Below are 26,591 nucleotides of genomic sequence, written 5' to 3' on the forward strand. Positions count from 1 at the left end.
CGCTTTATCCCTTAACCCGCTTTGGGCACGAACGCGCCCGGCGGAATGTGGCCCTCGACATAGGCGTGCTGGAGCGCATCGAGCTGCACCCACAGCACGTTGGTCTTGAAGATCAGCGCATTGCAGACCTGCGCGCGCTGCTCCGGCGTCGTGGCATGCGCCTTGACGTAATCGAGCGCAAAGCCGGCATCGCGCGGCGCCTGGGCCAGGCGCCGCTTGAAGTAGCTCATGATATCGGGATTGACGAAGTCGTAGTGCTCCAGCATGCCGGAGATACGCTCCTCGTGCAGGTTCGGCGCGAACAATTCGGTCAGCGAGGACGCGATCGCCTCCAGCGGGCTCTTTTCGCGGCAGTAGTGGACATAGGCTTCGACCGCGAAGCGCGTCGCCGGCAAGATGCCCTCGGTCGATTCCACATAGGCCGTGTCGAGCCCGAGGCCTTCGGTCAGCTTCAGCCAGCGTTCGATGCCGCCCTCGCTGCCGACATCGCCGTCATGGTCCTCGATGCGGTGGCGCCATTCCAGCCGGGTGGCGCGGTCGCGGAAGCGCGAGATCACCACCGCGTCCTTGATCGGGATCGTGCTCTGGTAATAATAGCGGTTCAACGCCCAGGCCTGCACCTGGCCCTTGTTCAGCTTGCCGCCATGCAGCAGCCTATGGAACGGATGCAGGCTGTGATAGCGCGTCGCGCCGATATGGCGCAGCGTCGCCTCCAGCTCCTCGGCGCTAGTGAGCCTGATGTCCTTGCCGATCGAGAGCGCGGTCATTCCAGTCGGTGACGCGGCATTCACAGCACGATCTCCGTTCCGTCGGCGGGTATCTGCCAGCCCGCCCGCTCGGCAGACTTGCGCTCGGGCGAGCCAGGCAGCAGCGCCGGGTTCGAGTTATTGATATGCAGAAACATCTTCCTGTCGAGTGTGAGGTCGGCGAGCCGCGCGATCGCGCCGTCGTCGCCGGACATCGCGACATGACCCATGCTCTTGCCGGTCTTGTGGCCGAGCCCGGCCCTGATCATCTCGTCGTCCCGCCAGACCGTGCCGTCGAAGAACACCAGCGCAGCGCCGTCGATCTCGGCCTTGAGTGCGTCGGTCACCTCGGCGCAGGCGGCGATGAAGTAGAAGCACTTGCCGGTCGACTTGTCGGTGATCTTGAGCCCCAGCGTGTCGCCGTCGCCGCTCTCGCCGCCGGGATGTGCCTTGCCTTCCAGATACCACGCCGATTTGCCCGGCACCGCGAAAGGCAGCACCTCGAGCCCCGAGCGCGCGCCGTCCGGCAGCCGCGGCTCGAACGGCTCGTTGATGGCGATCGGCTGGCGCCTGACGTTCTTCTCGTTCAGCACGTTGAAGATGCTGTTGCTGTTCAGGATCGCCAGCACCTTCTCGTGCGCATAGACCGTGAAGGGCGAGCCCTCGCGCATCGACAGCAGGCCCGCGACCGCGTCCACTTCGCTGTTGGTCAGGATCACGCCCGCAATCGGCGTATGGCGCAACGCGCCTGCCTTGGGATGCAGCTGCGGCGTGGCATTCAATTGCTGGCGGAGATCAGGGGAAGCGTTGATCAAAAACCAGTGCTCGCCATCGCCGCTGAAGGCGACCGAGGCCTGGGTTCGATGAAGCTCTTGGCCGTGGCTGCGCGCCGCCCGGCAGCCCTCGCAACCGCAATTCCATTGCGGAACTCCGCCGCCGGCCCCGGCGCCCAGGACGACGACGCGAAGCATGATCCGTCTCCTGGAGGCAATGTCGCGAGGTGGACCTCACGCCGACACAAATCCTGTCTTCCGGACATGCATCGTGACCGAAAGATCCACCTGCGCAGAACGCAGATCACCAACCGCTTACTTGCGGGTGGCGCTCACATACATGTTGATTTCCATGCCACAGGGCACTTCGACGATCTTGGGGGCTTTCCAGGCCATTTTGGCTCTCCATTTTCGAGATTTCGGACGTATCCGCCCGAGGCTAAGTTACTGCGAGCACAAAAGTTCGCCAGTGAAATTTTCCCGAGCAGGGCCATATTGCGCCGCGAAAAATGCGCGGGGAACAGTACTTTCTGGTGATGCGGCCCTGCGCCTGGCGCATTCGGTCGTGAACGCTGTCCTGATAAAGCAGTTGTGAGTGCAGTGCAGCTTTCAATCCGGTACAGGCGACTTTAGCTGGATCTCGTGATGCCCAAATATTTCTTCAACACCCGCATCGGCGACGAATTGATCGTGGATCCCGAGGGAGAGGATCTGCGCAATCCCGATCGCGCCTGGGAGGTCGCCCGCCAGATGATCCTGGAAGTGGTGAAATCGGAGGGCGCCCAGCCGGCCCTGATGGAGGCGGTGATCGAGGTCACCGACGTCGAAGGCGAGATCGTGCTCGAATTCCCCTTCACCGAGGCGCTCCTGGACATCCCGGACCAGTCTGCGACGCGGCATTAACCACGGCTCTCTCCGCCGTCATTGCAATGACGGCGGTTGCGGCCATAGTCCGCGCATCCCACCCCCTTCGCCGCTGCGAAATCCGCATGGCTTTGCCGCGTTCCCGGCGCTAAAAGACGGTGGTTACACGGAGTTCGCCATGCAAGATCTCTGGCGCCTGTCGGCCGCCGACCTCGTCACCCTCGTCAAAGCCAAAAAAGTCTCCGCCAGGGAGGCGGCCCAGGCCGGGCTCGCCCGGCTCGACGCCGTCAATCCCAGGCTCAACGCCGTGATCGACCACCGGCCGGACGACGTGCTCAAGCAGGCCGACGCCGTCGATGCCGCCATCGCGAGGGGCGAGGACCCCGGTGTCCTCGCCGGCGTGCCCGTCACCATCAAGGCCAATGTCGACCAGGAGGGCTTTGCCACCACCAACGGCCTGAAACTCCAGCGCGACCTGATCGCGCGCGAGGACAATCCCGTGGTCGCCAATTTCCGCAAAGCGGGCGCCGTTCTGCTGGGGCGCACCAATTGCCCGGCCTTCTCCTATCGCTGGTTCACCACCAATCTGGTCCATGGCGACACCAAGAACCCCCGCGATGCCTCGCTGACGCCGGGCGGCTCGTCCGGCGGCGCCGGCTCGGCGGTTGCGGCCGGCATCGGCCATATCGCCCATGGCACCGACATTGCCGGCTCGATCCGCTATCCCGCCTATGCCTGCGGCGTGCACGGCCTGCGCCCGACGCTGGGCCGGATTCCCGCCTTCAACCCGGCGCTGCCGGAGCGCCCGATCGGGCCGCAGATCATGGCGGTGTCGGGTCCGCTGGCGCGTACCGTCAACGACATCAGGATCTCGCTCGCCGCGATGTCGGCCCGCGACGCCCGCGACCCCTGGTTCGTGCCGGCGCCGCTGGAAGGCCCGGCGCGGCCGAAGCGCGCCGCGCTCTGCCTCAACCCGGACGGCCTTGCGACCACGCCTGAGGTGAAGGCCGCGGTGATTGACGCCGGCAAGCGCCTGGAGCGGGCGGGCTGGACCGTCGAGACAATCGAGAACACCCCGCCGATGCGCGAAGCGGTCGAGTGGCAGATCAAGCTCTGGCTCGGCGACGGCTACGAGGCGCAACTCGAAATGGCCGAGCGCGAGGGCGATCCCGGCGCGCTGGCGTGCCTGCGCGGCAACCGCAGCAGGGTGACGCCGATGGACCAGGCGAATTACGCCAAGGCGCTGACCCGAAGAGCCACGCTGACCCGCGACTGGATGGCGTTCTTCGAGACCTACGCGGTACTGTTGACGCCGGTCTCCGGCGAGCTGCCGTTCCCGGATCACCTCGACCGCAAGGACGACGAATCCTTCAAGCGCGTCTGGGAAGCGCAGCTGCCGCAGATCGCCATTCCCTTCATGGGGCTGCCGGGGTTGGTGGTCTCCACCGGCCTCGTCGGCAAGGCGCCGGTCGGCGTGCATATCGTGTCCGGCCGCTACCGCGAGGATCTCTGCCTCCTCGCCGGCGAAGCGATCGAGGCGGGCGGCGTGCCGCCGTCGCCGATCGATCCCGTGGGCTAGCGATGTCCGCGATCTACGACTTCAAGGCCAACTCGCTTGCCGGCGACGAAGTCGCCATGCGCCGTTTCGAGGGACAGGTGCTGCTGATCGTCAACACCGCGAGCAAATGCGGCTTCACGCCGCAATATCGCGGCCTCGAGGATCTCTATCGCGACTTGTCGCCGCGCGGCTTCTCCGTGCTCGGCTTCCCCTGCAACCAGTTCGGCGCGCAGGAGCCGGGGCGGGCGAGCGAGATCCAGGCGTTCTGCTCGGCCAATTACGACGTCACCTTTCCCCTGTTCGAGAAGATCGACGTCAATGGAAGCAACGCGCACCCTTTGTACGAGTACCTGAAACGCCAGCAATCCGGCCTGCTCGGCGCCGCCATCAAATGGAATTTCACGAAATTCCTGGTGGACCGTGCCGGCAAGGTGATCGCGCGCTACGCGCCGACCGCCCGGCCCGAAGGATTGCGGCAGCAAATCGAGACCCTGTTATGAGCGAGACAATCATGAGCGACGAATTTCCCGACCGCCTGTCGGTCGATCCGAACAGCCCCTATTACAACGCGGACATCCTGGCGCGCGACGTCGGCATTCGCTTCAAGGGCGTCGAGAAGACCAATGTCGAGGAGTACTGCATCAGCGAAGGCTGGGTCCGCGTCACCGCCGGCAATGCCAAGGACCGCCACGGCAACCCGCTGACCATCAAGGTGCACGGGCCGGTGGAGCCGTATTTCAGGGACAAGAAGTAAAGTCCAACCGCCGTCATTGCGAGCGAAGCGAAGCAATCCAGAATCTTTCCGCGAGTGACAGTCTGGATTGCTTCGTCGCAAGAGCTCCTCGCAATGACGAAAATGACCATCGAAGGCTGAACCCCATGTCCGTCCGCATCGTCGACGTCCGCGAGATCACAAAACCGATCTCGTCCCCGATCCGCAACGCCTATATCGACTTCACCAAGATGACGACGAGCCTGGTGGCCGTCGTCACCGACGTCGTGCGCGACGGCAAGCGGGTCGTCGGCTACGGCTTCAACTCCAACGGCCGTTACGGGCAGGGCGGCCTGATCCGCGAGCGTTTCGCCTCGCGCATCCTGGAGGCCGATCCGAAGTCGCTGCTGAACGCGTCCGGCGACAATCTCGACCCCGACAGGGTCTGGGGCGCGATGATGACCAACGAGAAGCCGGGCGGCCATGGCGAGCGCTCGGTCGCGGTCGGCACCATCGACATGGCGGTGTGGGACGCGGTGGCGAAGATCGCCGGCAAGCCGCTGTTCCGCCTGCTCGCGGAGCGTCACGGCGTCAAAGCCAATCCGCGCGTGTTCGTCTACGCCGCCGGCGGCTATTACTATCCCGGCAAGGATCTCTCGATGCTGCGCGGCGAGATGCGCGGCTATCTCGACCGCGGCTACAACGTCGTCAAGATGAAGATCGGCGGCGCGCCGATCGAGGACGACCGCACCCGCATCGAGGCGGTGCTGAAGGAGATCGGCAAGGACGCGCAACTCGCCGTCGACGCCAACGGCCGCTTCAATCTCGAAACCGGGATCGCCTACGCCAAGATGCTGCGCGACTATCCGTTGTTCTGGTACGAGGAAGTCGGCGACCCCCTCGACTACGCGCTGCAGGCCGCGCTCGCCGAATTCTATCCGGGCCCGATGGCAACTGGCGAAAACCTGTTCAGCCACCAGGACGCCCGCAATCTGATCCGCTACGGCGGCATGCGCCCCGACCGCGACTGGCTGCAGTTCGACTGCGCGCTGTCCTACGGCCTGTGCGAATACCAGCGCACGCTGGAGGTGCTGAAGACCCATGGCTGGTCGCCCAGCCGCTGCATCCCGCACGGCGGCCACCAGATGTCGCTCAACATCGCAGCAGGCCTTGGCTTGGGCGGCAACGAAAGCTATCCCGACCTGTTTCAGCCCTATGGCGGCTTCCCCGACGGCGTCCGCGTCGAGAACGGCCACATCACCATGCCGGAGCTTTCAGGGATCGGCTTCGAAGGCAAGTCCGATCTCTACAAGGAGATGAAGGCGCTGGCGGAGTAACGTTGGGGGCGACGGCCGCGCCACATTCTCCGTCATTGCGAGCGTAGCGAAGCAATCCAGATTCTCTCCGCGGCGGAAGTCTGGATTGCTTCGTCGCAAGGGCTCCTCGCAATGACGTGCAATGAGAGTCCGCATATTTTTATCGCGCCGATCGCGGCCGTTGCTCACAATCATCTCTTGGTTGTGATAGTCTTGAAGCTCTCTCAAATGAGGGTGATCATGAAGCAGCCTTGCGTGTACATGTTCGCCAATCGCCGCAATGGGACGATCTACACGGGCGTTACCTCCAATCCGCCGCGCCGCGCGTTCGAGCATCGCGAGGGTCTCGTGAAAGGCTTCTCCTCGAAGTACGGCTGCAAGCTCCTCGTCTGGTACGAGCTAAATGCCACCATGACCGACGCGATTACGCGCGAGAAGCAGATCAAGGCTGGCAGCCGGGCAAAGAAGCTTGCTCTGATAGAGAGCATCAATCCGGATTGGACGGATTTGTACGAGACGCTGATCTGACCTCGAGCCCGGGTGCCCGCCACATTCTCCGTCATTGCGAGCGAAGCGAAGCAATCCAGAGTCTTTCCGCGGCGACAGTCTGGATTGCTTCGTCGCAAGTGCTCCTCGCAATGACGACGGAGCGGGCGATATTGCTTGTGGGCGCCTGGGCCTGCGGCGGACAGCGGCCGGGATCGCGCGAGGGCACTCGTCATTGCGAGCGAAGCGAAGCAATCCAGAATCTTTCCGCGAAGCCAGTCTGGATTGCTTCGTCGCAAGTGCTCCTCGCAATGACGGTGTGGAGCGAGCGTCTACGACAGCCTCATATCCAGCAGCCGCCTGCCTTCGCCCTTCAGCAGCTTCTTCACCGCGCTCGACGCCACGACCTCGCCGTCATTGGCGTACGCTTCGTGGTTCTTCTCGATGTCGTCGAGGCGGTAGAGATAGTTGACCATGACGCCGGCGGATTCCCGCAGGCCCTTCGGCGAGAGGTCGCCGAGCCAGTTGATGCGTTCGAGCCGCGCGCCGTTGCCGAGATGGAAGCGGGCGACGGAGTCGATCAGCTTGCCCTTCGGCGTGCGCGCCTTGAGGAAGTAGTGCGCCGCGAGCGGCTCGATCACGGCGCGGAGCAGCGCGGTCGTCTCGGGGTTCTCGAACCATTTGGGATCGTCGAGGCGCTTGAGCACCTCGCGGTCCTCGTCCGACAGCGGCATGTCCTTGTCCTGCTTCACCCATGACATGAAGCCCGGCACCGGCGACAGCGTCACGAAAGTGTCGAGCTTCGGCGTTTCGCGGCGCAGCTCCTCGACCACCTGCTTGATCAGGAAGCTGCCGAAGGAGATGCCGCCGAGGCCGCGCTGGGTGTTGGAGATCGAATAGAACACCGCGGTGCGCGCCTTCTCTATGGGAAGGTACTGGCGATCGACGGCAAGCAGCGGCGCGATTGCGCCCGGGATCGTCTCGGTCAGCGCCACCTCGACGAAGATCAGGGGCTCGTCGACCATCGCGGGATGGAAGAAGGCGTAGCAGCGGCGGTCGACCGGATCGAGGCGGCGGCGCAGATCGTCCCAGTCGCTGATCTCGTGCACGGCTTCATAGCGGATGATCTTTTCGAGGATGTTGGCCGGGGTCGACCAGTCGATCCTGCGCAGCACGAGAAACCCCCTGTTGAACCACGAAGAGAGAAGATGCGAGACGTCGCGATCGAGCGCGGCGAGATCGGTGTGCCCGTTCATCATGCCGAGCAGGTCGGCGCGCATGTTGACGAGGTCGCCGGTGCCGCCCGGCGCGCGGTTGAGGCGGCGGATCAGCTCCTGCCGGCGCGGCTCCGAGGCGAAGTGCAGGAAGCTCGCGTCCTCGTCACTGGGCTTGGTACGCCATGCCTCGATCGCCTTCGACAGACGCTCCCGATCCGGGCCGAAATCGCGCACCAGGGCGTCGAAGAAGGCACGGCGTCCCGTCGCATCCAACTCCTGGTAGATGTCGAGCACCTCACGCGCCATGGCGGTGCCCGAAGCTTCGCCCCGGCCCGACAGCAGCGCGCCGCACAGCTCGATCAGCCCGTCGGCATCCTGTTTGGTGTCCTGGCCGTCACCGCGGCGAAGCAGCGTGCGGCCGCGCTCGGAAATCGTTGCGAGCAGGTCGGAGAAGAAGGCGTTGGCCATCTGGGCTTTCGAATCCGGTTTGTGCGATGCGGTAAGCTTACACGGGATTTAGGCGGAAGCCGATCACAATCAAGCGGAGGAATTTGGCAACTTTAGCTGGGCCGTGCGTTTCGAGAATGCTGTCATGCCCAATCTTGACCGGTTCACCCATTTGGAGAACAAGGCGGCTGCCTCACCCGCCGTCATTGCGAGCGTAGCGAAGCAATCCAGGGTCTTTCCGCGGCAAAAGTCTGGATTGCTTCGCTACGCTCGCAATGACGGAGGTTGGGGACCTACCCCTTCCGCGCAAACTCCTTCGGCGTCCGCCCCGTCACCTGGCGGAACGCTGCCGAAAAGGCCGGCACGCTGGCATAACCGAGCTGGGTCGCGAGCTGCTTCACCGATACACCGGCATCCGTCGACAGCCGGTGGATCGCCGCCGCGATGCGGGCGCGCTGGCACCAGCTCTTGAAGCTCAGCTGCGTCTGCGTCGAGAACAGCCGCGACAGCGTGCGGGCGGAGGTTCCGACCTCGCGCGCCAGCGTGTCGATGTCGTGCAGGCCGGTGGGATCGTCGAGCACGATCATCGCCGCGCGCCGGCAGCGCGGCTCGTGCGGCAGCGGCACGAAGGTCGCGGAATCCTCGGCCTGATGCAGTTCCAGCATCACCAGGCGCACCAGCAATTCGGTGCGTTCTTCCGTATTGCGCGCGTCGAACAGCGCCAGGATCGCCTGGTTCAGCAGCGGCGACACCCGCACCACGAACTCCTTCGTGAGTCCCTCATGGCGCTTCTGGCGCTTCAGCCAGGGCAGGTCGAAATACAGCGTGCGCATCTCGATGTCGGCGAGCAGATCGATGGCGTGCTGGAGCCCGGCCGGCACCCACACCGCGCGGTCCGGCGGCACCAGCCAGCGGCCCCCGGGCGTCGTCACCTGCATCGTGCCCTTGGCGGCATAGATCAGCTGTGCCTCGCGGTGCATGTGCGGATCGATCCGCATGCCCTTGGGATAGTCGCGGGCGACCAGATGCACGCCCGCCGGCGAGCGGTGGTTGCTCCGGACCTCCCGGAGGATTGGCGTTTCGACGACAGTCATTGGCAGCATCCCGTCATGGGGTGGACATATAACTCATTTCGGAGCAGGAGAGGATTCGCATGAACAGCCCCAGCCGGGTGATCAGCTTCGTCAACGCAGGCCATTTCATCGACCATTATGCGATGCTGATCTTCGCCGCCGCCGTGATCATCATGGGGCCGGCGCTCGGCATGGCCTATTCTGAACTGCTGCCGTATGCGACGCCCGGCTTCGTCGCCTTCGGCGCCGGCTCGCTGCTGACCGGCTGGCTCGGCGACCGCTGGAGCCGCCGCCACATGATGCTGATCTTCTTCGTCGGCATCGGCCTGTCCATGATCTCGGTCGGCTTCGTTCAGACGCAGGCGCAACTCGGCGCGGCGCTGCTCGCCATCGGCATTTTTGCCTCCATCTATCATCCGGTCGGCACCGCGATGATCGTGTCCTACGCCGACAAGCTCGGCCGCGAGATGGGATTGAACGGCGTCTGGGGCAATCTCGGCGTTGCTTCCTCCGCACTCGTCACCGGCGTGATCGGCCAGTATCTCGGCTGGCGTTTCGCCTTCATCGTCCCCGGCATCGTCACCATCCTGATCGGTATCGCGTTCGCGATGACGGTCGTGCATGAGGATCGCAAGGGCTCCAGGCAGGCGGCAGCTCAGGCGCGCGTGGCCAAGCAGGACATGTGGCGCGTGATCCTCGCGCTGCTGATCGTCGTGATCGCGATCTCGACGACGTTCAATGCCGTCACCGTCGCGCTGCCAAAGCTGTTCGCGGAGCGGCTTGCGGATCTGACCAAAAGTCCGGCGCTGCTCGGCGTCATCGCGGCCTGCGTCTACGTGTTCGGCGCGATGACGCAGTACACGATCGGCCGGCTGCTCGACCGCTACTCGCTGAAGACGGTGGCGCTGCCGCTGTCCTTCATGCTGGCGCCGTTCCTGTATCTCGCGGCGAGCCTGAACAATCTGCCGCTGATCCTGGTTTCGATCGGCATCGTCATGGGCGCGTTCGGGCAGGTCACGGTGAACGATGCCATGGTCGGCAAATACACCAGCGAGGAATGGCGCTCGCGCGCCTACGCCGTGCGCTATTTCATCGGCTTCACCGCCGCCGGCGCCTCGGTCGGCCTGGTCGCCTGGCTCTACGAGCAGGGCGGCTTCGTCACCATGCTGCATGCCTTTGCCGGTCTCTGCCTGCTGGCGATCGCGGCGGCGATCATCCTCCCGCGCGAGATCAGGACGCCGCAGGCGGCGTGATCTCGTCCTTGCGAGCGTAGCGAGGCAATCCATACTGTCTCCGCGGAAGGACTCAGGATTGCTTCGCGGAGCCTGTCATCGGGCCGCGCGTTCGCGCGGACCCGTTGGCTGGCAATGACGGAGAAGCTCGCAATGGCGGGGAGACGGCGTGCGTTGCGCCACGTCACGTATGCCGCCGCATGATGCCATCATGCCGGTGTTTTGCCCGACGGAGCAAGTAGTTTCGGTAAGACCGAAATTTCTTAAGCTTTTTCGACCCCGTCTCTACTGTGCATGGGGTTGTTTTCGACTTTTCTGTTGGAGGGAACTCCCTCTGCCTCCCGCGGGTTCTGTCCCTGTCGCCGCCGGCACCTCGCCGCGGCGAATGAAGGGGGAAAGACACCTGCATGCAGTGGCGCCTGTTCCGACCGGTCGGTCTTGTCCCCGCGGCGCTTGTCCTCACCACCATTGCGGCCAGTGCCGAGGGAGGCAAATCCGCCGGCCCGTCCGAATTCCTGCTGGTGGCGCAGATCGTGCTGCTGATCGCGGTCGGCCGCGGCCTTGGCGAGATCATGCAGCGCATCGGCCAGCCCTCGGTGATCGGCGAATTGCTCGCCGGCATCATCCTCGGGCCGTCGCTGTTCGGCTGGATCTGGCCGGAGGCGCAGCACGCGATCTTTCCCAAGACGCCCGAGCAGAAGGCGATGATCGACGGCATCGCCCAATTCGGCATCCTGCTGCTGTTGCTGCTCACCGGCATGGAGACCGACCTGAAGCTGGTCAGGAAGGTCGGCAAGGCCGCGATCGCGATCTCGATCGCCGGCATCCTCGTGCCCTTTGCCTGCGGCTTCGCGCTGGGCGAGTTCCTGCCCGATGCGCTGCTGCCCCAACCGGAGCAGCGCCTGGTGGCCTCGCTGTTCATGGGCACGGCGCTGTCGATCTCCTCGGTGAAGATCGTCGCCGTGGTCGTGCGAGAGATGAACTTCATGCGCCGCAATGTCGGCCAGATCATCGTCGCTACCGCCGTGATCGACGACACTATCGGCTGGATCATCATCGCGGTCATCTTCAGCCTGGCCTCGCACGGGGCGCTGGATATCGCTTCGGTGGCGAAAGCCGTGCTGGGCACGCTCGCCTTCCTCGCCATCAGCTTCACCATCGGCCGCAGGCTCGTGTTTCAGCTGATCCGCTGGGCCAACGACAACCTCGTCAGCACGGCGCCTGTCATCACCGTGATCCTGCTGCTGATGAGCGGCATGGCGCTGATCACGCACCTGATCGGCGTCCACACCGTGCTCGGCGCCTTCGTCGCCGGCATTCTGGTCGGCGAGTCCCCGATCCTGACGCGGCAGATCGACGAGCGCCTGCGCGGATTGATCTCGAGCTTCTTCATGCCGGTGTTCTTCGGCCTTGCCGGGCTCAGCGCCGATCTCTCGGTGCTGCGCGACCCCAATCTGCTGATGCTCACCGGCCTGCTGGTCGTGATCGCCAGCGTCGGCAAGTTCGGCGGCGCCTTCGTCGGCGGCACCTTGGGGGGCCTGAGCACCAGGGAATCGCTGGCGCTGGCGAGCGGGATGAACGCGCGCGGCTCGACCGAGGTCATCATCGCGACCATTGGCCTCTCCATCGGCGTGCTCAGCCAGAACCTGTTCACGATGATCGTGACCATGGCGATCGTGACCACGATGGCGATGCCGCCGATGCTGCGCGCCGCGCTGGCAAAGCTGCCGATGAACAAGGAGGAGAAGGAACGGCTGGAGCGGGAAGAATTCGAGAAGCGCGGCTTCGTCGCCAATCTCGAGCGTCCCCTGCTGGCGGTGGACGAGAGCGTCAACGCCACCTTCGCAGCCCACATCGCCGGCCTGATCGCCGGCATGCGCGGCCTGCCGATCACGGTGCTGCATGTCGGCCAGCGCGCCAAGGATCAGGAGAAGGCCCGCGGCGAGGAGAAGAGCCACGAGGTCGTGGTGAAGAAGGCCGCCGACACCGTCTCCGCAAATGGCGACGGCGATGCCGGCAGCGTCGATGTCACGACCCGGGTTCGCAAGTCCGGGCTCGGCGAGGCGATCGGCGACGAGGCGAAAAAGGGCTTCGATCTCCTGGTCGTCGGCGTCGACAGGGTCACCGCGACCAACGAGCGCTTCGATCGCAAGATCGAGGACATCGCGGCGGAGTTCGAGGGGGCGCTCGCGATCGTGGCGGCCAAGGGCAAGCACCTGAAGCAACCGATGCCCGACGCTCTCAACATCCTCGTCCCGGTCTCGGGCAGCGGCGTCTCCAAGCGCGGCGCCGAGGTCGCGGTCGCGCTGGCGCAGGCCGGATCAGGCTCGCTCCGCGTGATCTACGTGGCGACGACGCGGGACAAGGGCGCGCAGCGCGGCGCGTCCCGCGGGCTGAGCCAGGAGGAGGGAATCCTGAAAGACACCAGCGACCTCGCCGCCCGCTACGACGTCGACATCACCACGACGTTGCGCGTGAACAGGGCACCGGAAGCCGCGATCCTGCGCGAGATCGACACAACGGATATCGATCTCGTGGTGATGGGCGTCGATCGCATCCAGGGCGACCATCTCTCATTCGGCGGCGTCGCCGACGCCGTGCTGCGGCAGTCGAAGGTCTCGGTGCTGCTGGTCTCGAGCGGCGAGGCGCGGCGATCGCCGGCGGAGAGTGCCTAGGACTTCACCTCCGCGGCCGGTTGTGCCACCTGCGTCTTCGCCACCTTCTTCGACGCGCGCCAGTTCTCGAAGCGCTGCACCACCACGAAGAAGGCCGGCACGAACAGCACCGCGAGGCAGGTCGAGGCCAGCATGCCCGAGAACACCGTGATGCCGATCGATTTGCGGGCGCTGGCGCCGGCACCGGTCGCGATCACCAGCGGCACCACGCCGAGGATGAAGGCGAACGACGTCATCAGGATCGGGCGGAAGCGGGCGCGGGCCGCCTCGATCGCGGCTTCCAGCACCGGCTTGCCGTCGCGGCCGTGCAGCTCTAGGCCCACCTCCACGATCAGGATGGCGTTCTTGGCCGAGAGCGCGATCAGCAGGATCAGGCCGATCTGGCAATAGAGGTTGTTGTCGATCTTCAGGCCGTTGAGGATCAGCATGGGTCCGATCAGCGACAGCGGCACGGCGAGGATCACCGAGATCGGCGCGTACCAGCTCTCGTACTGGCCGGCGAGCACGAGATAGACCAGCAGCATGGCGAGGCCGAACACCCAGTAGATCTGGTTCGAGACCGCCTTCTCCTGATAGGACATCGCGGTCCATTCGTAGCCGGTGCCCGGCGGCAGCGTCTTGTCCGCGATCTCCTCCATCAGCTTCAGCGACTGGCCGGACGAATAGCCCTGCGCGGGAAGGCCGATGACGGTCGAGGAGGGATAGAGATTGTAGAGGCTGATCAGCGACGGACCGGTGGCCGGCGTGATCGTGGCGACGGTGCCGATCGGGATCATGTCGCCGTTCGAGTTGCGTACCTGCATGTTGGCGATGTCGCGCTCGGTGACGCGGAAGGCGGGATCGGCCTGGGTGTAGACCTGGAATACGCGGCCGAACTTGTTGAACTGGTTGACGTAGGACGAGCCGAGATAGGTCGACAGCGCCGCGAACACCTGATCGGTGGTGACGTGCAGGGTCTGGGTCTTGATGCGGTCGATCTCGACGTTGAATTGCGGCACCGACGAGCGGAACGAGGACTGCACGCGCTGCAGCGCGCTCTGGCTCTGTCCGTTGGAGACCATCGCGCCGGTGATTGCTTGCAGCTTGGCGAAATCACTGTTGCCGTCGCGCAGCTCGACCTGCATCGAGAAGCCGGCGGCGTTGCCGATGCCCTGGATCGGCGGCGGCGGCAGCACCAGCGTGCGCGCCTCCATGATGGCCGCGAGCTTGTCGTTCAGCCCGTACACCAGCGAGCGCAGATCCTCGCCCGGTCCCTTGCGCGCCTCCCAGTCCTTCAGGATGATGTAGGCGACGCCGGCATTGGCAAGGCTGGCGCTGTTGTCGAGCGCGGAGATGCCGGCGATGGTGATGACCTGCTGGACTCCGGGCGTCTCCTTGATCAGCTCGCTCGCTCTGTCGAGCACCTTCTGGGTCCGCTCCAGCGCGGCGCCGTCGGGCAGCTGCACGGCGGCGATCAGATAGCCCTGGTCCTCGATCGGCAGGAAGCCGGTCGGCACCCGCGACAGGCCGTAGCCGCCGATTACGATCAGCACCAGCGCGAACGCGACCGAGATCGTGCTGTTCCTGCACAGCACGCCAATGAGCCGCGTGTAACCCCGCTCGACGCGGTTATAGACCGCGTTGAAGCCGCGGTAGAAGAAGTTGCGCCGCTCCGGCGGCACCGTAGGCCGCAGCCACAGCGCGCATTGCGTCGGCTTCAGCGTGGCCGCGTTGATGGCAGACAAAAGCGCGGTTGCGGCGATCACCAGCGCGAATTGCGAATAGATGCGCCCCGTCAGGCCGGCGAGGAACGAGGCCGGCAGGAACACCGAGATCAGCACCAGCGTGATGCCGACGATCGGCGCGAACAGCTGGTCCATCGCCTTGATCGCGGCGTCGTGGCCGTTCATGCCCTGCTCGATGTTGTGAGCGGCGCCTTCCACCACGACGATGGCGTCGTCGACGACGATGCCGATCGCCAGCACGATCGCGAACAGCGTCGACATGTTGATGGTGAAGCCGAGCGCCGCCATCGCGGCGAATGCGCCGATGATGGTGACCGGCACCGTGGTTGCCGGCACCAGCATGGCACGCCAGTCCTGCAGGAACACCAGGATCACGACCAGCACCAGGAGGCCGGCCTCGATCAGCGTCATGTAGACCTCGTGCACCGAGGCCTGCACGAACTTCGTGGTGTCGAACGGCGTATCGTACTTCATGCCTTGCGGGAACGCCTTTGCGAGCTCCGCCATCTTCTTTTCGACGGCCTGCTCGACCTGGAGTGCGTTGGCGCCCGGCGACTGGAACACGCCGATGCCGGTGGCGGGCTGCTTGTTCAGCGAGAAGATCTGGCTGTAGGTCTGCGCGCCGAGCTCGACCCAGCCGACGTCGCGCACCCGCGTGACGTCGCCGCTGGTGCCCGACTTCACGATGATGTTCTCGAACTCGCTGGTGTCGTCGAGCCGGCCGTTCACATTGAGCGTGTACTGGAACGCCTGGCCCGGCGGCGTCGGCGGCGCGCCGACCTGGCCGGCGGCGACCTGCTGGCTCTGCTGCTGGATCGCCTGGATGACGTCCTGCGGCACGAGGCCCCGGACCTGCAGCTTGTTCGGATCGAGCCAGACCCGCATCGAATACTGGCCGGCGCCGAACACCGTGACATTGCCGACGCCGGGCAGGCGGGAGAGCTCGTCGCGGATGTTGATGGTGGCGTAGTTGCTCAAGTAAAGGCTGTCGAACCTGGAGTCCGGCGAGGTCAGGGTCACGAACAGCAGGATCGAGGTCGACCGTTTCTGCACGGTGACGCCTTGATTCTGCACCGAGGTCGGTAGTTGCGACAGCGCGCTGGAGACGCGGTTCTGCACCAGCACCTGCGCGAAGTTGAGGTCGGTGCCGATCTTGAAGGTCACCGTCAGCGTGTAGGTGCCGTCGGAGCCGCTGTAGGACTGCATGTAGAGCATGTCCTCGACGCCGTTGACCTGCTGCTCGATCGGCAAGGCAACCGTGTCGATCACGGTCTTGGCGCTGGCGCCGGGATAGCGCGTCGTCACCTGCACGGTCGGCGGCACGACGTCGGGATATTGCGCGACGGCGAGATTGAACAGCGCGACGCCGCCGATCAGGATCATCAGCAGCGCGATGACGTTCGAGAGGACCGGCCGCTCGATGAAGAACTTTGAGATCATGGCTGGCGCTCCCTACTTGGCAGACGCCTGCGGCTGCTCGATCTTCGTCACCTGCGGGTCGATCTTCTGGCCCGGGATAACCCGCAGCAACCCTGCGATCACGACGCTGTCGTCGGGTTTGAGGCCGCTTTCGATCACGCGCAGGCCGTTGTCGACGGGGCCGATCTGGACCTTGCGCTGCTCGACGATGTTGTCGCTGCCAACGACGAGGAGATAGCGGCCGCCCTGGTCGCTGCCGAGTGCGGTGTCGGGAACGAGCAGGGCGTCCTTCTCCTGGGTGAACGGCACGCGGACGCGGACGAAATAGCCGGGCAGCAGCACCCGCTTGTCGTTGGGCACGAGGCCGCGCACCGCGAGCGTGCCGGTCGACTGGGTGAGGGTCGGCGCGACGTAGTCGAGCTTGCCCTCATGTGGATAGCCGGCTTCGGTCTGCAGGCCGACTTGAATCGGGAATTGCTTCATGTCGGCGGCGGTCAATCCGCGTCGGGCGGCCTCGGCGCGGATGCGCAGCACGTCTTGCTCGTTGACGGTGAAGTTCACATAGATCGGGTCCATCGCGACGATGGAGGCGAGCTGGGTCGGGGAGGAGACGCCGACGAGCTCGCCGACCGAGACCATGTGAGCGCTGACGATGCCATCGAAAGGCGCGGTCACGTTGGTGTAGCCGTAGTTTACCTGGGCGAGCCTGGTGTTGGCCTGGGCCTGCTGGAGATTGGCCTGCGCGTTGTCGCGGGTGGATGTCGAGGTATCGAGCGTGGCCTGCGACACCGCCTGGCGCTGCACCAGATCGCTTTGTCGCTTGAAATCGGCTTCGGCCTGCCGGACCGAGGCCTGCGCGCCGGCCTCGGCCGCCTGCGCCTGCTCGAGCTTGACCTTGTAAGTCTCCGGCTCGATGGTGAACAGCTGGGTGCCCTGCTTGACGAAGGTGCCGTCCTGATAGTCGATCGATTGCAGGAAGCCCTGCACGCGCGCGACGAGATCGACGCTCTTGATCGGCGCGGTGTTGCCGGTGGCCTCGACATAGCGCGTCACCGGGCGTTGCACCGGCGTTGCGACGTCCACCTTGGGCGGTGGCGGGGCCACGAAGCTGTTCTTCTCCTCGCAGCCGGCAAGCGCCGCCAAGGCCATCGCGGCGGCGAGCGCCCGCCCGACACCTCTCCACGCTCCGTTGCGCCGTGCGGGAGATGCGGGATTCGCGCAGGTCATTCGGTGGCCCCCGATTATTGTCTGTCGGTGCGGCAGGCTATCAACAAATGTCCTGCCGTGGAACACCATAGCCATGGCGGTCAGCGGCCTTGCACTGCAAACAGCGCTGTGGCCTTTGACAGTTTTGTCACGACAAACCGCTTTTCATCGTGCGCACGATCGACCAGAATTGTGTCAAAGGCCGAGCGACGGCGCGCGGCGCGGTCGGGACGAAGAAGAGAAGAAAAAGAAGAGACTCAGAAGAAACGAAGAAGAAAAGGTCAGGAGATTATGGCATGCCAAGGTCGCTCCCGTCGGCTCTCGCCGGCCTCGTTCTCGCAGCGTTGGTCGCCATGCCTGCGCTAGCGGACGGTTTGAAGGAGGAGATCGCGCCGACCGGCAGGCTCCGGGTCGCGATTGCGATCAGCCCGGCGGGCGGCGCGTTCTGGTCGACCAAGACCGAAGCCGGCTATGCCGGCGTCCCCGTCGATCTCGGCCGGGAGATGGCGGCCCAGCTCGGCGTCGCCGTCGAATATGTCGTGCACCAGAATTCCGGTCAGATCACCGATGCGACGTCGAAGGGGACCTGGGACGTCACCTGGCTCCCCAAGGATCCCGAGCGCGAGACCATGATGATGTTTGGCCCGGTCTACGAGGTTGCGGACGCCACCTACATCGTCAAGGCCGGTTCGAGCGTTACCAACTTTGCCACGCTCGACCAGGCGGGCATCAAGGTCGCGGCCGTCAACGCCACCACCACCATGCGCGGCGCGATCGCGCATTTGAAGAATGCGAAAGTCACGGGCTATCAGACCTATGACGAGATATTCGGTCTCCTGAAGAGCGGCGAGATCGATGCCTTCGCCCTGTCGCGCGACCAGCTCAACAAGATGGCGCAGAAGATTCCCGGCACACGGGTGCTGGACGAGACGTTCAAGAAGACGGTGACGGCCGTCGCCGTGCCGCTCGGCCATCCGCAGGCGCTGAGCTTCGTCACCAGGTTCATGAACGAGGCGACGACGAACGGCACCTTGCGCAAGGCCTATGACAATAACGGCCTGAAGGACGCGCCGATCCGCATCGAGTAGGGCAGGCAGCCTCGGGTAAAGCGCCCATATTGAAAAAAATGTCTGAACAACTGCGCAAAGTGTCTCTTGCGTCAAACTGACACAGCTCTGTCATCGCGCGCCATTAACGTCCCGAGGGTCGGTGTCAATCTTTCGGGGCAACACAACAATGAAATCCAGACTTCTGACGACGGCCGCGATTTTCGCGGCCGCGACTGCACTCGCGTGCGCCATGCCGGTGCTCGCGGGCGATTTCGGTCGGGACCGGGATCATGATCATGACCAGGATCATCATCGCCATCCACATGGCATCCACACCGAGACGCCGATCAAGCATCTCGTGATCATCTTCAACGAGAACCGCTCGTTCGACCACTACTTCGCGACCTATCCGAACGCGGCCAATCCGTCCGGTTCGATTCCCTTCGCGCCGAAGCCGCATACGCCGAAGGTCAACAACCTCGTCACGGCGAACCTGCTGGTCAACAACCCCAACAACAGCCCGGCCAACGGCACCGGCGCGACGGATCCGTTCCGCCTCGACCGCACCCAGGCCAATACGCGCTCGCAGAACCATTCCTACACGCCCGAGCAGCAGGCCGTGGACAACGGCAAGGAAGACCTATTCCCGAAATTCACCGGTCGCGGCACCGCCGGCGGCGCCGGCGCCTTCGGCACCAACGGCCAGGTGATGGGCTATTTCGACGGCAACACCATCACCGCCCTCTGGAACTACGCCCAGCACTTCTCGATGAGCGACAATGCCTGGACCGACACCTTCGGCCCGTCGACGCCGGGCATGCTCGAAGTGATCTCCGGTCAGACCAACGGCGTGCAGAACATCGTCGGCACGTCAGCGTCGATCGCCGACGGCCAGGGCGGCCTGACGCTGATCGGCGACACCGATCCGGGCAACGATCCCTGCTCGAGCAAGACCAGCACGATCCTGATGGACGGCAAGAACATCGGCGACCTGCTCAATGCCGAGCACATCAGCTGGGGCAGCTTCATGGGCGGCTTCGACCTGACGCTCAAGAACGCCAATGGCACCACCGGTTGCGGCCGAAGCACGTTCTCCAGCAACGTCAACGGCAGCATCGTCGACTACATTCCGCACCACGCCTGGTTCCAGTACTACAAGTCGACCGCCAATCCGAACCATGCGCGGCCAAGCTCCGTGCGTGCGATCGGCCACACCCATGACTTCAACGGCAACGTCGATCCGGCCAACCACGGCTACGATCTCGAGGACTTCTACGCTGCGGTGAAGGCCGGCAATTTCCCGGCCGTGTCATACATCAAGATGCCGGCCTTCCAGGACGGTCATGCCGGCAACTCCGATCCGCTCGACGAGCAGGTCGGCAATGTCGAACTGATCAATTTCCTGCAGAGGCAGCCGGAATGGCGCGAGACCGCGGTCATCATCACTTATGACGATTCCGACGGCTGGTACGACCATCAATACGTCGCGCCGAAGAGCGCGTCCTACGACCCGACGGCCGATCAGGTCAACGGTCCGGGCCTGTGCGGCCTGGGTGCGCAGAAGCAGCCGGCACCGAAGGGCCTTGGCGGCAAACCGGTGAACGGCCGCTGCGGTCCGGGTACGCGCATTCCCTTCATCGTGGTCTCGCCCTATGCGAGGTCGAATTTCGTCAGCCACACCTACATCTCCCAGGCCTCCGTGGTGCGGTTCATCGAGGACAATTGGCTGCATGGCCAGCGTCTCGGCGGCGGCTCGTTCGACGCCAGCTCTGGCTCGATCGTGGACCTGTTCGACTTCGATCATGATCACAGCCATGACCTCCGGACGGATGCGCTGTTCCTCGACCCGACCTCGGGCACGGTGATCACCAGCCCGCCAGACGAGCACCATCATTACTAGTCCAACGGGACGCTTTATGAACAGCCGCACCATGTGGCTTCTCGGCGCCGGCCTGCTCTGTCTGGCCGGCGCCGTCTTTGCTGTCGAGACGCAAGGATTCGCGGAGGCGATTCCTGCCGGCGCGAATCCCAACCCGGTCCGCCTCATGCGCCCGCCGGTCGCGCCGTTGTCGGCGATGGCACAGCTTGGCAAGGAGATCTTCTACGACGCCTCGCTGTCCTCGTCAGGCGCGCTGTCATGCGCCTCCTGCCACAGCCCGGATCACGCCTACGGTCCGCCCAATGACGGACCAGTCATGCTCGGCGGCGCGGCCCTGTCGCGGCAGGGCGCGCGCGCGGTGCCGTCGTTGACCTATCTCGATCGCCATCCGAATTTCAGCATCGGCCCCGACAAGGGCGATGACGACAACGTCATCGATCTCGCGCAGATGGCAGCAATCGGCCAGCAGGCGGCGCGCACGACGAAAACCGCGGGCGGCACCGGCGCGTCCGCGAACATCGTGCCGCAAGGCGGCCTGTTCTGGGACGGTCGCGCCGACACGCTGCAGGATCAGGCGCTGTTTCCGCTGCTCGACCGCAACGAGATGGACGGCGGCAGCGCCGAGATCGTCGCCGACAAGCTGCGCCATGCGTCTTATGTGCAGCGCTTCGTCGAGCTGTTCGGAGCGGGTGTGCTCAAAAATCAGCGACTCCTGATCGCGGAGGCGATGTTTGCGGTGGCGCGCTATCAGGTGGAGGAGCCGAACTTCCATCCTTACACCAGCAAGTACGATCATTGGCTCGAGGGCAAGGCGCGGCTGTCCGAGAGCGAGCTGCGCGGCCTGCAATTGTTCAACGACCCCGACAAGGCCAATTGTGCCGGCTGCCATACCTCGGCGCCGACGCGCGACGGACTGCCGCCGCTGTTCACGGATCACCAGTACGAGGCGCTCGGCGCGCCGCGCAATGCCGCGCTCGCGGGCAATCGCGATCCCGATTACTTCGACCTGGGCGTCTGCGGTCCGCATCGCACGGACATTGCCGAGCAGACGCAGTATTGCGGCATGTTCCTGACGCCGACGCTGCGCAACACGGCCACGCGCCACGCCTTCTTCCACAACGGTGTCTTCCATACCCTCGAGCAGGTGCTCGACTTCTATAATTTCCGCGACACAAATCCGGAGAAAGTCTTTCCGCGCGCGGCCGAGGGCACGGTTCAGAAGTACAACGATCTGCCGCAAAAATATCACGCCAATGTCGATGTCACCGATCCGCCGTTCGACCGTCACCCCGGCGACAAGCCGGCGATGACGGAGCAGGACGAAGCCGACATCATCGCGTTCCTGAAGACGCTGACGGACGGCAACAAGCCGGAGAACTAGGCCGCGGACTCATTAAGACGCAGCCGTAGCCTGATTGACGCAAGTTGAACGAAGGCGAGGTAGTTTTCGGCCAGCCTGTCGCAGCGCGTCGCCACCCGACGACATTGTTTGATCTTGTTGAAGAACCGCTCGACACGGTTGCTCTCTAATCCAGTCGGCGTCATAGCCACGGTCGGCAAGCAGTATTGACCCGGATTTAAGGCGAGACAGCAGTTTTCCGGCAAGCCGAACGTCGTGGGCCTCGCCGGGGCTCAGCGCCAGCCGTACCGGTGGACCATTGCTATCGACTACAGCATGAATTTTGCTCGTCAAGCCGCCGCGTGATCTTCCCATCGATTGGCGCTGGTTACTTGTGACGCACGCTCCATGCTGATGCACGCGGACAATGGAGGTGTCGATCATCTGAACAGCGTCATCATGGGCAGAAGCAAGTACGTCCATGATGCGGCCCCAGACACCAGTCCGCCGCCAGCGTACGAAGCGGTTGTAACACGTGGTGTATGGCCCCAACGCTTCGGGCAGATCACGCCATGGTGCTCCGAATCGCAGGACCCAGAAGATGCCATTAAGAATACGACGGTCGCTTACCCCAGGAACGCCGCGCGGCTTGTTCGGCAGCATCGGCTTGATGGCAACCCATTCATAGTCGGCGAGTTCGTAGCGCATGATTCGAGCTCCCCAATTTGGGAGTTTGAATCACAGGGGTCCAGCCGAACGCAATGCCACTCACCTAACCCGGTTCGGGGCTCTTGTGACAGAAGCGCACATCAATTAGCCGGCAAACCACCGCCGCATCCGTCGAAAACGACCCAGAATGGACAGGGGCCTCAGTGTCGATCTATCGGACGCTACTCGATGACTCGGTCTGCGCGCTTCAGCAGCTCTTCGGGGATGGCTACGCCGATCGCATGCGCAGTCTTCAGATTCACCACGAACTCGCGCCGTGTAATCGTTTCGATCGGAATCATGCCCGCAGCGGTGCCCTTCAGGATTTTGTCTGCCAGCACCGGCATGCGGGGCCACGTATCGAGGACACTAGTGCCGTAGGCAATCAATCCCCCGGTGCTGGATTGGCCTCCAGGAAAAATCGACGGCATGCGCCGCGCACTCGCGGCCTCCGCGACGATCTTGCCGTCGCGCAGCGGCATCGGAACCTCCAGCACCAGTAGGGCCTCGGCACCGTTCTTGAGCATATCGTCCAGCGCGGCCGCATAATCGGGGGTGGGTCCCCCGGCAACCTTTCGGACGATGGGCTCGATGCCGAGCTTGCGCGCGGCCGCAGAATTGGCGCGATCGATCGGAGCAAGCCCGCTCGCATCTGCGCCCGGGATCGTGTCGTCGCTGAGAACGCCCACACGGGCGAGATTCGGGAACATGCTGCGCAGAAGAGCCAACTGGCGGTCAGCCTGCTCGGGGTCAAGGCTGGTCAACCCCGTCAGGTTGCCGCCGGGACGCTCCATGTTTTCCACAAGGCCCAGCAGCAGGGGATCTGTGACGATCGAGAAGACGACGGGAATGGTCGAGGTAGCGCCCTTGGCCGCCCGCGATGCCGGCCCGCCGGCCGCAAGGATCACGTGGACGCCGGCCTGCACCAGTTCGCCCGCAAGTGCTGGCAATCGATCTAGTTGACCGCGGGCAAACCGGTGCTCGAAGATTAGGTCGCGCCCCTCGGCGTAACCCAGCGTCTCGAACGTCTCCTTGAAAACCTGCAGGATTGGACCGGGACCACCGTTGATCAGCGAACCAACCCTGACCACCCGGCCCGCAGACTGTGCACGCGCCATGATGGTGGAGATGCCTAAGGCACTCGCAGCAACGATGAATTCACGGCGCTCGATCATGCGACTCTCTTCCGGACGTCTGTTAGAACGATACGGCTCCGCGGGGCATTTGACTTCACCAATGCTTGGTTTTTTCTAATCGACACCTCACCGCGGCATGTTACTGTGCCGCGGGACCGCCTTGGTGGGTGCGCCATGCGCTTCTGCTTTGAAGATTTCGCGCTCGATACGTCTCGGCAAGAGCTGAGCCGTCACGGTCTGGTCATGCCGGCCTCGCCTCAGGTGCTTGCGTTGCTCGTTCACCTGATCGAGCACCGAGACAACGTGGTCACCAAGCAGCAGCTCGTGGAGTCGGTATGGAACTGCCGCATCGTAAGCGATGCTGCCGTGACGACGCGCATCAACGTCTTGCGAGAGCTGCTGGGCGACAACGGGCGGGAGCAGAGGCTCATCAAGACCTACCCGCGCAGGGGATTTCGCTTTGTTGGTGATGCGCGGGTAGAATGGCACGCCTCGCCGCAGCCGGCCTTGGCTAGAAGGGACCTGCCGTCCATTGCTGTCTTGGCGTTCGCGAATCCTCTCGGCGACCCTGCGCAGGCTTTCTTCGGCGATGCGCTGGCCGAGGAGGTGCTGACCGAACTGGCGCGCCTTCGCTGGCTTCTGGTGATCGCTCGCAACTCGAGCTTCATCTATCGAGGCCGCGCCGTTGATGTTCGTCAGGTCGGCACCGAGCTCGATGTGCGGTATGTCCTTGAAGGCAGCGCTTGGCATGACAACGGCCGCGTCCGGGTTACGTGCAGGCTCATCGACGCAACAACTGCACTGCAGATATGGTCAGCGCGCTACGATCGCAATCTCACGGATCTGTTCCAGGTGCTGGACGAAATAGGGGAAGCCGTGATCAGCGAAATCGGGCCGGCAATCCTCGATGCAGAGCGAAGCCGCATCGCGCGCCTGCCACCCGATAGCCTGACCGCGTGGGAAGCCTATCAGCGTGGCGTCGCATACATGCTCACGCCGTCGATAGAAGGGAACGTTTCGGCCAGGCAATCATTTCAACAGGCCGTCTCGCTCAAGCCGGACTATTCGCACGGATTCGACGGATGGGCATGGACTCACCTGGTGGATGCTTCCGCTCTCGGTCGAATGCCGGTCGACGAAGCGTGCGACCTTAGCGAGCCGCTGGTGCGCAGGGCCTTGCAGCTTAACCCAGACAATACAGGCGCACGCACCCGACTTGCCCTGACGTTTCATCTGAGGGGAAACAACCAGGCGGCGATCGAGGAGACGGAAGCGGCGTTGGCCACTGTAGCGAACTGTGCGGATGCGTTTGGAGCGCAGGGAACGGCTCTCGTCTTCTCCGGCCGGCCCGGTGAAGGCCGGGTCGCCATCGAGAAGTTTCTCCGCCTCAGTCCGCGGGATCCGGCGAAGTCGATCAGGCTGTCTCAGCTTGCCGCTTCCTACTACTTCGAGAATGATTACGAGAATGCGCTACGCGTCGCGCGGCAGACGATTCGCGACTATCCAGACATACCGATGGCTTTCCGATGGATGGCGGCCGCACTCGGCCAACTCGGCCGTCGCGCGGAGGGCTGTCGTGTCATCGAGACTCTTCAAATGCGTCATGCGGCTTCAATCGCGGCCTATGTTAGCCGACCGCCCCGATATTTTCGCCTTCAAGATCACGAGCACTTAATGGAGGGATTGGGCAAGGCCGGGTGGCGCAAATGAGACGCTGCCGTGAGGTCAGGGACTGGTTGCGCTTTCAGGCGCCGGCCGGTTGCCCCCGACGATAGAGCGGCTCCTTCTGGTCCCTTGCGACCTTTGCTGCGGTTGCACAAAGGCGGTCGGTACCGAATCAAGCGGACATTGACGAAGAATTATGAGTACGCGCCTTAGCTCGTCTTGTCGGTGTGCCAAGCGGCGAGCAACCTGCCCCTCAGCGCGGCTTGATCTCCGCGTACTTCGCCATCGCCTTCTCGAACTTCCGGTTGAACAACCACATCGCGGCGAGAATCTCGCGGAAGCTCGCCGAAGTGCGCGCCCGGTCCGCCTGCCCGAATGCGAAGATGCTGTTGTTGCGCAAGTGCTTCATGATCGTCGGACTGGATACCCGGTAGTTCAGAAGATCTCCCGATTTAAGCGCGGACCGGGTCGGGGTGGGAACGATCTGGATCAGCTCGAACAGCTTCATCTGGTCGATCGGGTCGGGCAGCGTCTTCACGATGCCGGGGATCTCCCTGAAAACATCGGCGTGCGCGTTCATCAGGCCGTCGCGCACATTGGTCCAGTGGTTGAAGCGATAGTCGGTGCCGCGGGCACGCACCTCTTCCTTGTCGTCACGCGCGCTTAGCTCGGGATTGGCCGCGGCGATCTCGCCTTTGATCGCCTCCCATTTCCTGCGGCCGTTGCGGTCCTCGGACGGGCCGGTCTGGAAGCTGCCCATATAGGTGTTCGAGCGCCCGTTGCGGACGTTCTGCTTGCCGTTGGTCTCCGCAAAGAACAGCCCGAGGCTGATGCGTCCCGCAGCTTCGGCGTGAACCGGTGCAAGCCCCTTGGCGCGTGCGATTGCGACCGCGAGATCAACGACGTCCTTGAACGGCGTCGCCGAGTTCTGCGCTCCCGCCGGCGGCGCTTCCATGACCTCGAACAGCGCGGCATATTCGTCGATCAGTGGCTCGATGTCGGCATCGAAATAGGCCGGTGGTATCTCGAACTTGTTGGGCCTGCCGATCCGCGATGGCATGGCGTCGGTGAGATCCTTGTAGGTACTGATGACGGCGACGCGTGCGAGATAGATGGCCTGACCCGGCAGGTTCGGCAGCGGCTGCTTCGCGTCTATCTGCTTGCGCCGCTCGGCGAGTATCGCCTTGAAATCGCCGAGCGCGCGCTCGTAGGCCGCCTGTGCTTCCGATTGCTTCGCCGTGAGCGTTTGTGCCTGGCTCGTCGCGAATGTCGTCAAGATCAGCCCGAGCGCGGCGATGATGGCGATGACATGACGTCGTGCAGGCATGGCCGGTTCCCCCAACGATTCGTGCATCGGGAGATCGTAG

21 protein-coding genes and 1 pseudogene are annotated in these 26,591 nt (G+C 64.1%); 12 read left to right on the top strand and 10 right to left on the bottom strand.

Annotation, left to right across the window (positions count from 1 at the left end; all coding sequences use genetic code 11):
* Window positions 1-11: 11 nt before the first annotated feature.
* The 3 genes from pqqC to pqqA all read right to left on the bottom strand — a co-directional run bounded on the left by pqqC (window position 12) and on the right by pqqA (window position 1,915).
* Window positions 12-767, bottom strand: a complete 756-nt coding sequence (gene pqqC / locus JQ572_RS19110) for a pyrroloquinoline-quinone synthase PqqC (RefSeq protein WP_249129158.1) — start codon at window positions 765-767, stop codon at window positions 12-14.
* Between the two features lie 20 nt (window positions 768-787).
* Window positions 788-1,717, bottom strand: a complete 930-nt coding sequence (gene pqqB / locus JQ572_RS19115; protein ID WP_211384370.1) for a pyrroloquinoline quinone biosynthesis protein PqqB — start codon at window positions 1,715-1,717, stop codon at window positions 788-790.
* Between the two features lie 117 nt (window positions 1,718-1,834).
* On the bottom strand, window positions 1,835-1,915 hold the full coding sequence (gene pqqA, locus JQ572_RS19120) for a pyrroloquinoline quinone precursor peptide PqqA (protein WP_007595659.1): 81 nt from the start codon (window positions 1,913-1,915) through the stop codon (window positions 1,835-1,837).
* Window positions 1,916-2,164: 249 nt separating this feature from the next.
* Here pqqA and JQ572_RS19125 point away from each other — a divergent pair, with 249 nt between their 5' ends.
* The 6 genes from JQ572_RS19125 (at window position 2,165) to JQ572_RS19150 (ending at window position 6,497) form a co-directional block, all read left to right on the top strand.
* A complete protein-coding gene (locus JQ572_RS19125) occupies window positions 2,165-2,422 on the top strand; it encodes a DUF6894 family protein (protein WP_211384371.1) in 258 nt (85 codons plus the stop codon).
* 139 nt (window positions 2,423-2,561) lie between these two features.
* Window positions 2,562-3,962: an amidase family protein gene (locus JQ572_RS19130; RefSeq protein ID WP_211384372.1), complete on the top strand. Its 1,401-nt coding sequence runs from the start codon at window positions 2,562-2,564 to the stop codon at window positions 3,960-3,962.
* Between the two features lie 2 nt (window positions 3,963-3,964).
* Entirely contained in the window at window positions 3,965-4,441 is a 477-nt protein-coding gene (locus tag JQ572_RS19135) for a glutathione peroxidase (RefSeq protein WP_211384373.1), read from the top strand.
* On the top strand, window positions 4,438-4,695 hold the full coding sequence (locus tag JQ572_RS19140) for a DUF3297 family protein (RefSeq protein ID WP_018318553.1): 258 nt from the start codon (window positions 4,438-4,440) through the stop codon (window positions 4,693-4,695). Before JQ572_RS19135 ends, JQ572_RS19140 begins: the two co-directional genes overlap by 4 nt.
* A gap of 125 nt (window positions 4,696-4,820) precedes the next feature.
* Window positions 4,821-5,990, top strand: a complete 1,170-nt coding sequence (gene tarD, locus JQ572_RS19145; RefSeq protein ID WP_211384374.1) for a D(-)-tartrate dehydratase — start codon at window positions 4,821-4,823, stop codon at window positions 5,988-5,990.
* Window positions 5,991-6,209: 219 nt separating this feature from the next.
* The gene (locus tag JQ572_RS19150; RefSeq protein WP_211384375.1) at window positions 6,210-6,497 is read left to right on the top strand and encodes a GIY-YIG nuclease family protein; all 288 of its coding nucleotides are present in this window, start codon (window positions 6,210-6,212) and stop codon (window positions 6,495-6,497) included.
* Window positions 6,498-6,787: 290 nt separating this feature from the next.
* On the opposite strand, the gene JQ572_RS19155 is transcribed toward JQ572_RS19150, so the two are convergent.
* Window positions 6,788-8,140 carry a malonyl-CoA decarboxylase gene (locus JQ572_RS19155; protein ID WP_211384376.1) on the bottom strand — a complete coding sequence of 451 codons (1,353 nt, stop codon included), beginning with the start codon at window positions 8,138-8,140 and terminating at the stop codon, window positions 6,788-6,790.
* 272 nt (window positions 8,141-8,412) lie between these two features.
* Window positions 8,413-9,213 (bottom strand): AraC family transcriptional regulator, encoded by an 801-nt coding sequence (locus JQ572_RS19160; RefSeq protein ID WP_211384377.1) that lies wholly within the window; start codon window positions 9,211-9,213, stop codon window positions 8,413-8,415.
* Window positions 9,214-9,272: 59 nt separating this feature from the next.
* On the opposite strand from JQ572_RS19160, the gene JQ572_RS19165 reads away from it, so the two are divergent.
* Both JQ572_RS19165 and JQ572_RS19170 read left to right on the top strand, forming a co-directional pair.
* Window positions 9,273-10,445 carry an MFS transporter gene (locus tag JQ572_RS19165; RefSeq protein ID WP_211384378.1) on the top strand — a complete coding sequence of 391 codons (1,173 nt, stop codon included), beginning with the start codon at window positions 9,273-9,275 and terminating at the stop codon, window positions 10,443-10,445.
* Window positions 10,446-10,831: 386 nt separating this feature from the next.
* Window positions 10,832-13,099: a cation:proton antiporter domain-containing protein gene (locus tag JQ572_RS19170; RefSeq protein WP_211384379.1), complete on the top strand. Its 2,268-nt coding sequence runs from the start codon at window positions 10,832-10,834 to the stop codon at window positions 13,097-13,099.
* Here the strand turns inward: JQ572_RS19170 and JQ572_RS19175 are convergent.
* Together JQ572_RS19175 and JQ572_RS19180 are read right to left on the bottom strand one after the other, a co-directional pair.
* Entirely contained in the window at window positions 13,096-16,263 is a 3,168-nt protein-coding gene (locus JQ572_RS19175; RefSeq protein WP_211384380.1) for an efflux RND transporter permease subunit, read from the bottom strand. The two genes, JQ572_RS19170 and JQ572_RS19175, sit on opposite strands and share 4 nt — an antisense overlap.
* 12 nt (window positions 16,264-16,275) lie before the next feature.
* Window positions 16,276-17,469, bottom strand: coding sequence for an efflux RND transporter periplasmic adaptor subunit (locus tag JQ572_RS19180; RefSeq protein ID WP_211384381.1), 1,194 nt, complete (start codon window positions 17,467-17,469; stop codon window positions 16,276-16,278).
* A gap of 275 nt (window positions 17,470-17,744) precedes the next feature.
* On the opposite strand from JQ572_RS19180, the gene JQ572_RS19185 reads away from it, so the two are divergent.
* The 3 genes from JQ572_RS19185 to JQ572_RS19195 all read left to right on the top strand — a co-directional run bounded on the left by JQ572_RS19185 (window position 17,745) and on the right by JQ572_RS19195 (window position 21,757).
* Entirely contained in the window at window positions 17,745-18,536 is a 792-nt protein-coding gene (locus JQ572_RS19185; protein ID WP_211384382.1) for an ABC transporter substrate-binding protein, read from the top strand.
* Window positions 18,537-18,684: 148 nt separating this feature from the next.
* On the top strand, window positions 18,685-20,397 hold the full coding sequence (locus JQ572_RS19190) for a phospholipase C (protein WP_211384383.1): 1,713 nt from the start codon (window positions 18,685-18,687) through the stop codon (window positions 20,395-20,397).
* 16 nt (window positions 20,398-20,413) lie between these two features.
* A complete protein-coding gene (locus tag JQ572_RS19195) occupies window positions 20,414-21,757 on the top strand; it encodes a cytochrome-c peroxidase (RefSeq protein WP_211384384.1) in 1,344 nt (447 codons plus the stop codon).
* Here the strand turns inward: JQ572_RS19195 and JQ572_RS19200 are convergent.
* A pseudogene (locus tag JQ572_RS19200) lies at window positions 21,754-22,423 on the bottom strand (IS5 family transposase). The gene JQ572_RS19195 and the pseudogene JQ572_RS19200 overlap by 4 nt on opposite strands.
* 182 nt (window positions 22,424-22,605) lie before the next feature.
* On the bottom strand, window positions 22,606-23,598 hold the full coding sequence (locus JQ572_RS19205) for an ABC transporter substrate-binding protein (RefSeq protein ID WP_211384385.1): 993 nt from the start codon (window positions 23,596-23,598) through the stop codon (window positions 22,606-22,608).
* A gap of 135 nt (window positions 23,599-23,733) precedes the next feature.
* Here JQ572_RS19205 and JQ572_RS19210 point away from each other — a divergent pair, with 135 nt between their 5' ends.
* On the top strand, window positions 23,734-25,269 hold the full coding sequence (locus JQ572_RS19210) for a winged helix-turn-helix domain-containing tetratricopeptide repeat protein (protein WP_211384386.1): 1,536 nt from the start codon (window positions 23,734-23,736) through the stop codon (window positions 25,267-25,269).
* Between the two features lie 208 nt (window positions 25,270-25,477).
* Here JQ572_RS19210 and JQ572_RS19215 read toward each other — a convergent pair whose 3' ends face one another.
* The gene (locus JQ572_RS19215; protein WP_211384387.1) at window positions 25,478-26,551 is read right to left on the bottom strand and encodes a hypothetical protein; all 1,074 of its coding nucleotides are present in this window, start codon (window positions 26,549-26,551) and stop codon (window positions 25,478-25,480) included.
* Window positions 26,552-26,591 lie beyond the last annotated feature (40 nt).

The organism is Bradyrhizobium sp. SZCCT0153 (genome assembly GCF_018129995.1).
GTDB lineage: Bacteria > Pseudomonadota > Alphaproteobacteria > Rhizobiales > Xanthobacteraceae > Bradyrhizobium > Bradyrhizobium japonicum_G.

What these genes read in the sequence shown, in the direction of transcription:
- pqqC (WP_249129158.1), bottom strand. Translation starts at nt 767, where the DNA reads ATGACCGCGCTCTCGATCGGCAAGGACATCAGGCTCACTAGCGCCGAG.
- pqqB (WP_211384370.1), bottom strand. Translation starts at nt 1,717, where the DNA reads ATGCTTCGCGTCGTCGTCCTGGGCGCCGGGGCCGGCGGCGGAGTTCCG.
- pqqA (WP_007595659.1), bottom strand. Translation starts at nt 1,915, where the DNA reads ATGGCCTGGAAAGCCCCCAAGATCGTCGAAGTGCCCTGTGGCATGGAA.
- JQ572_RS19125 (WP_211384371.1), top strand. Translation starts at nt 2,165, where the DNA reads ATGCCCAAATATTTCTTCAACACCCGCATCGGCGACGAATTGATCGTG.
- JQ572_RS19130 (WP_211384372.1), top strand. Translation starts at nt 2,562, where the DNA reads ATGCAAGATCTCTGGCGCCTGTCGGCCGCCGACCTCGTCACCCTCGTC.
- JQ572_RS19135 (WP_211384373.1), top strand. Translation starts at nt 3,965, where the DNA reads ATGTCCGCGATCTACGACTTCAAGGCCAACTCGCTTGCCGGCGACGAA.
- JQ572_RS19140 (WP_018318553.1), top strand. Translation starts at nt 4,438, where the DNA reads ATGAGCGAGACAATCATGAGCGACGAATTTCCCGACCGCCTGTCGGTC.
- tarD (WP_211384374.1), top strand. Translation starts at nt 4,821, where the DNA reads ATGTCCGTCCGCATCGTCGACGTCCGCGAGATCACAAAACCGATCTCG.
- JQ572_RS19150 (WP_211384375.1), top strand. Translation starts at nt 6,210, where the DNA reads ATGAAGCAGCCTTGCGTGTACATGTTCGCCAATCGCCGCAATGGGACG.
- JQ572_RS19155 (WP_211384376.1), bottom strand. Translation starts at nt 8,140, where the DNA reads ATGGCCAACGCCTTCTTCTCCGACCTGCTCGCAACGATTTCCGAGCGC.
- JQ572_RS19160 (WP_211384377.1), bottom strand. Translation starts at nt 9,213, where the DNA reads ATGACTGTCGTCGAAACGCCAATCCTCCGGGAGGTCCGGAGCAACCAC.
- JQ572_RS19165 (WP_211384378.1), top strand. Translation starts at nt 9,273, where the DNA reads ATGAACAGCCCCAGCCGGGTGATCAGCTTCGTCAACGCAGGCCATTTC.
- JQ572_RS19170 (WP_211384379.1), top strand. Translation starts at nt 10,832, where the DNA reads ATGCAGTGGCGCCTGTTCCGACCGGTCGGTCTTGTCCCCGCGGCGCTT.
- JQ572_RS19175 (WP_211384380.1), bottom strand. Translation starts at nt 16,263, where the DNA reads ATGATCTCAAAGTTCTTCATCGAGCGGCCGGTCCTCTCGAACGTCATC.
- JQ572_RS19180 (WP_211384381.1), bottom strand. Translation starts at nt 17,469, where the DNA reads ATGACCTGCGCGAATCCCGCATCTCCCGCACGGCGCAACGGAGCGTGG.
- JQ572_RS19185 (WP_211384382.1), top strand. Translation starts at nt 17,745, where the DNA reads ATGCCAAGGTCGCTCCCGTCGGCTCTCGCCGGCCTCGTTCTCGCAGCG.
- JQ572_RS19190 (WP_211384383.1), top strand. Translation starts at nt 18,685, where the DNA reads ATGAAATCCAGACTTCTGACGACGGCCGCGATTTTCGCGGCCGCGACT.
- JQ572_RS19195 (WP_211384384.1), top strand. Translation starts at nt 20,414, where the DNA reads ATGAACAGCCGCACCATGTGGCTTCTCGGCGCCGGCCTGCTCTGTCTG.
- JQ572_RS19205 (WP_211384385.1), bottom strand. Translation starts at nt 23,598, where the DNA reads ATGATCGAGCGCCGTGAATTCATCGTTGCTGCGAGTGCCTTAGGCATC.
- JQ572_RS19210 (WP_211384386.1), top strand. Translation starts at nt 23,734, where the DNA reads ATGCGCTTCTGCTTTGAAGATTTCGCGCTCGATACGTCTCGGCAAGAG.
- JQ572_RS19215 (WP_211384387.1), bottom strand. Translation starts at nt 26,551, where the DNA reads ATGCCTGCACGACGTCATGTCATCGCCATCATCGCCGCGCTCGGGCTG.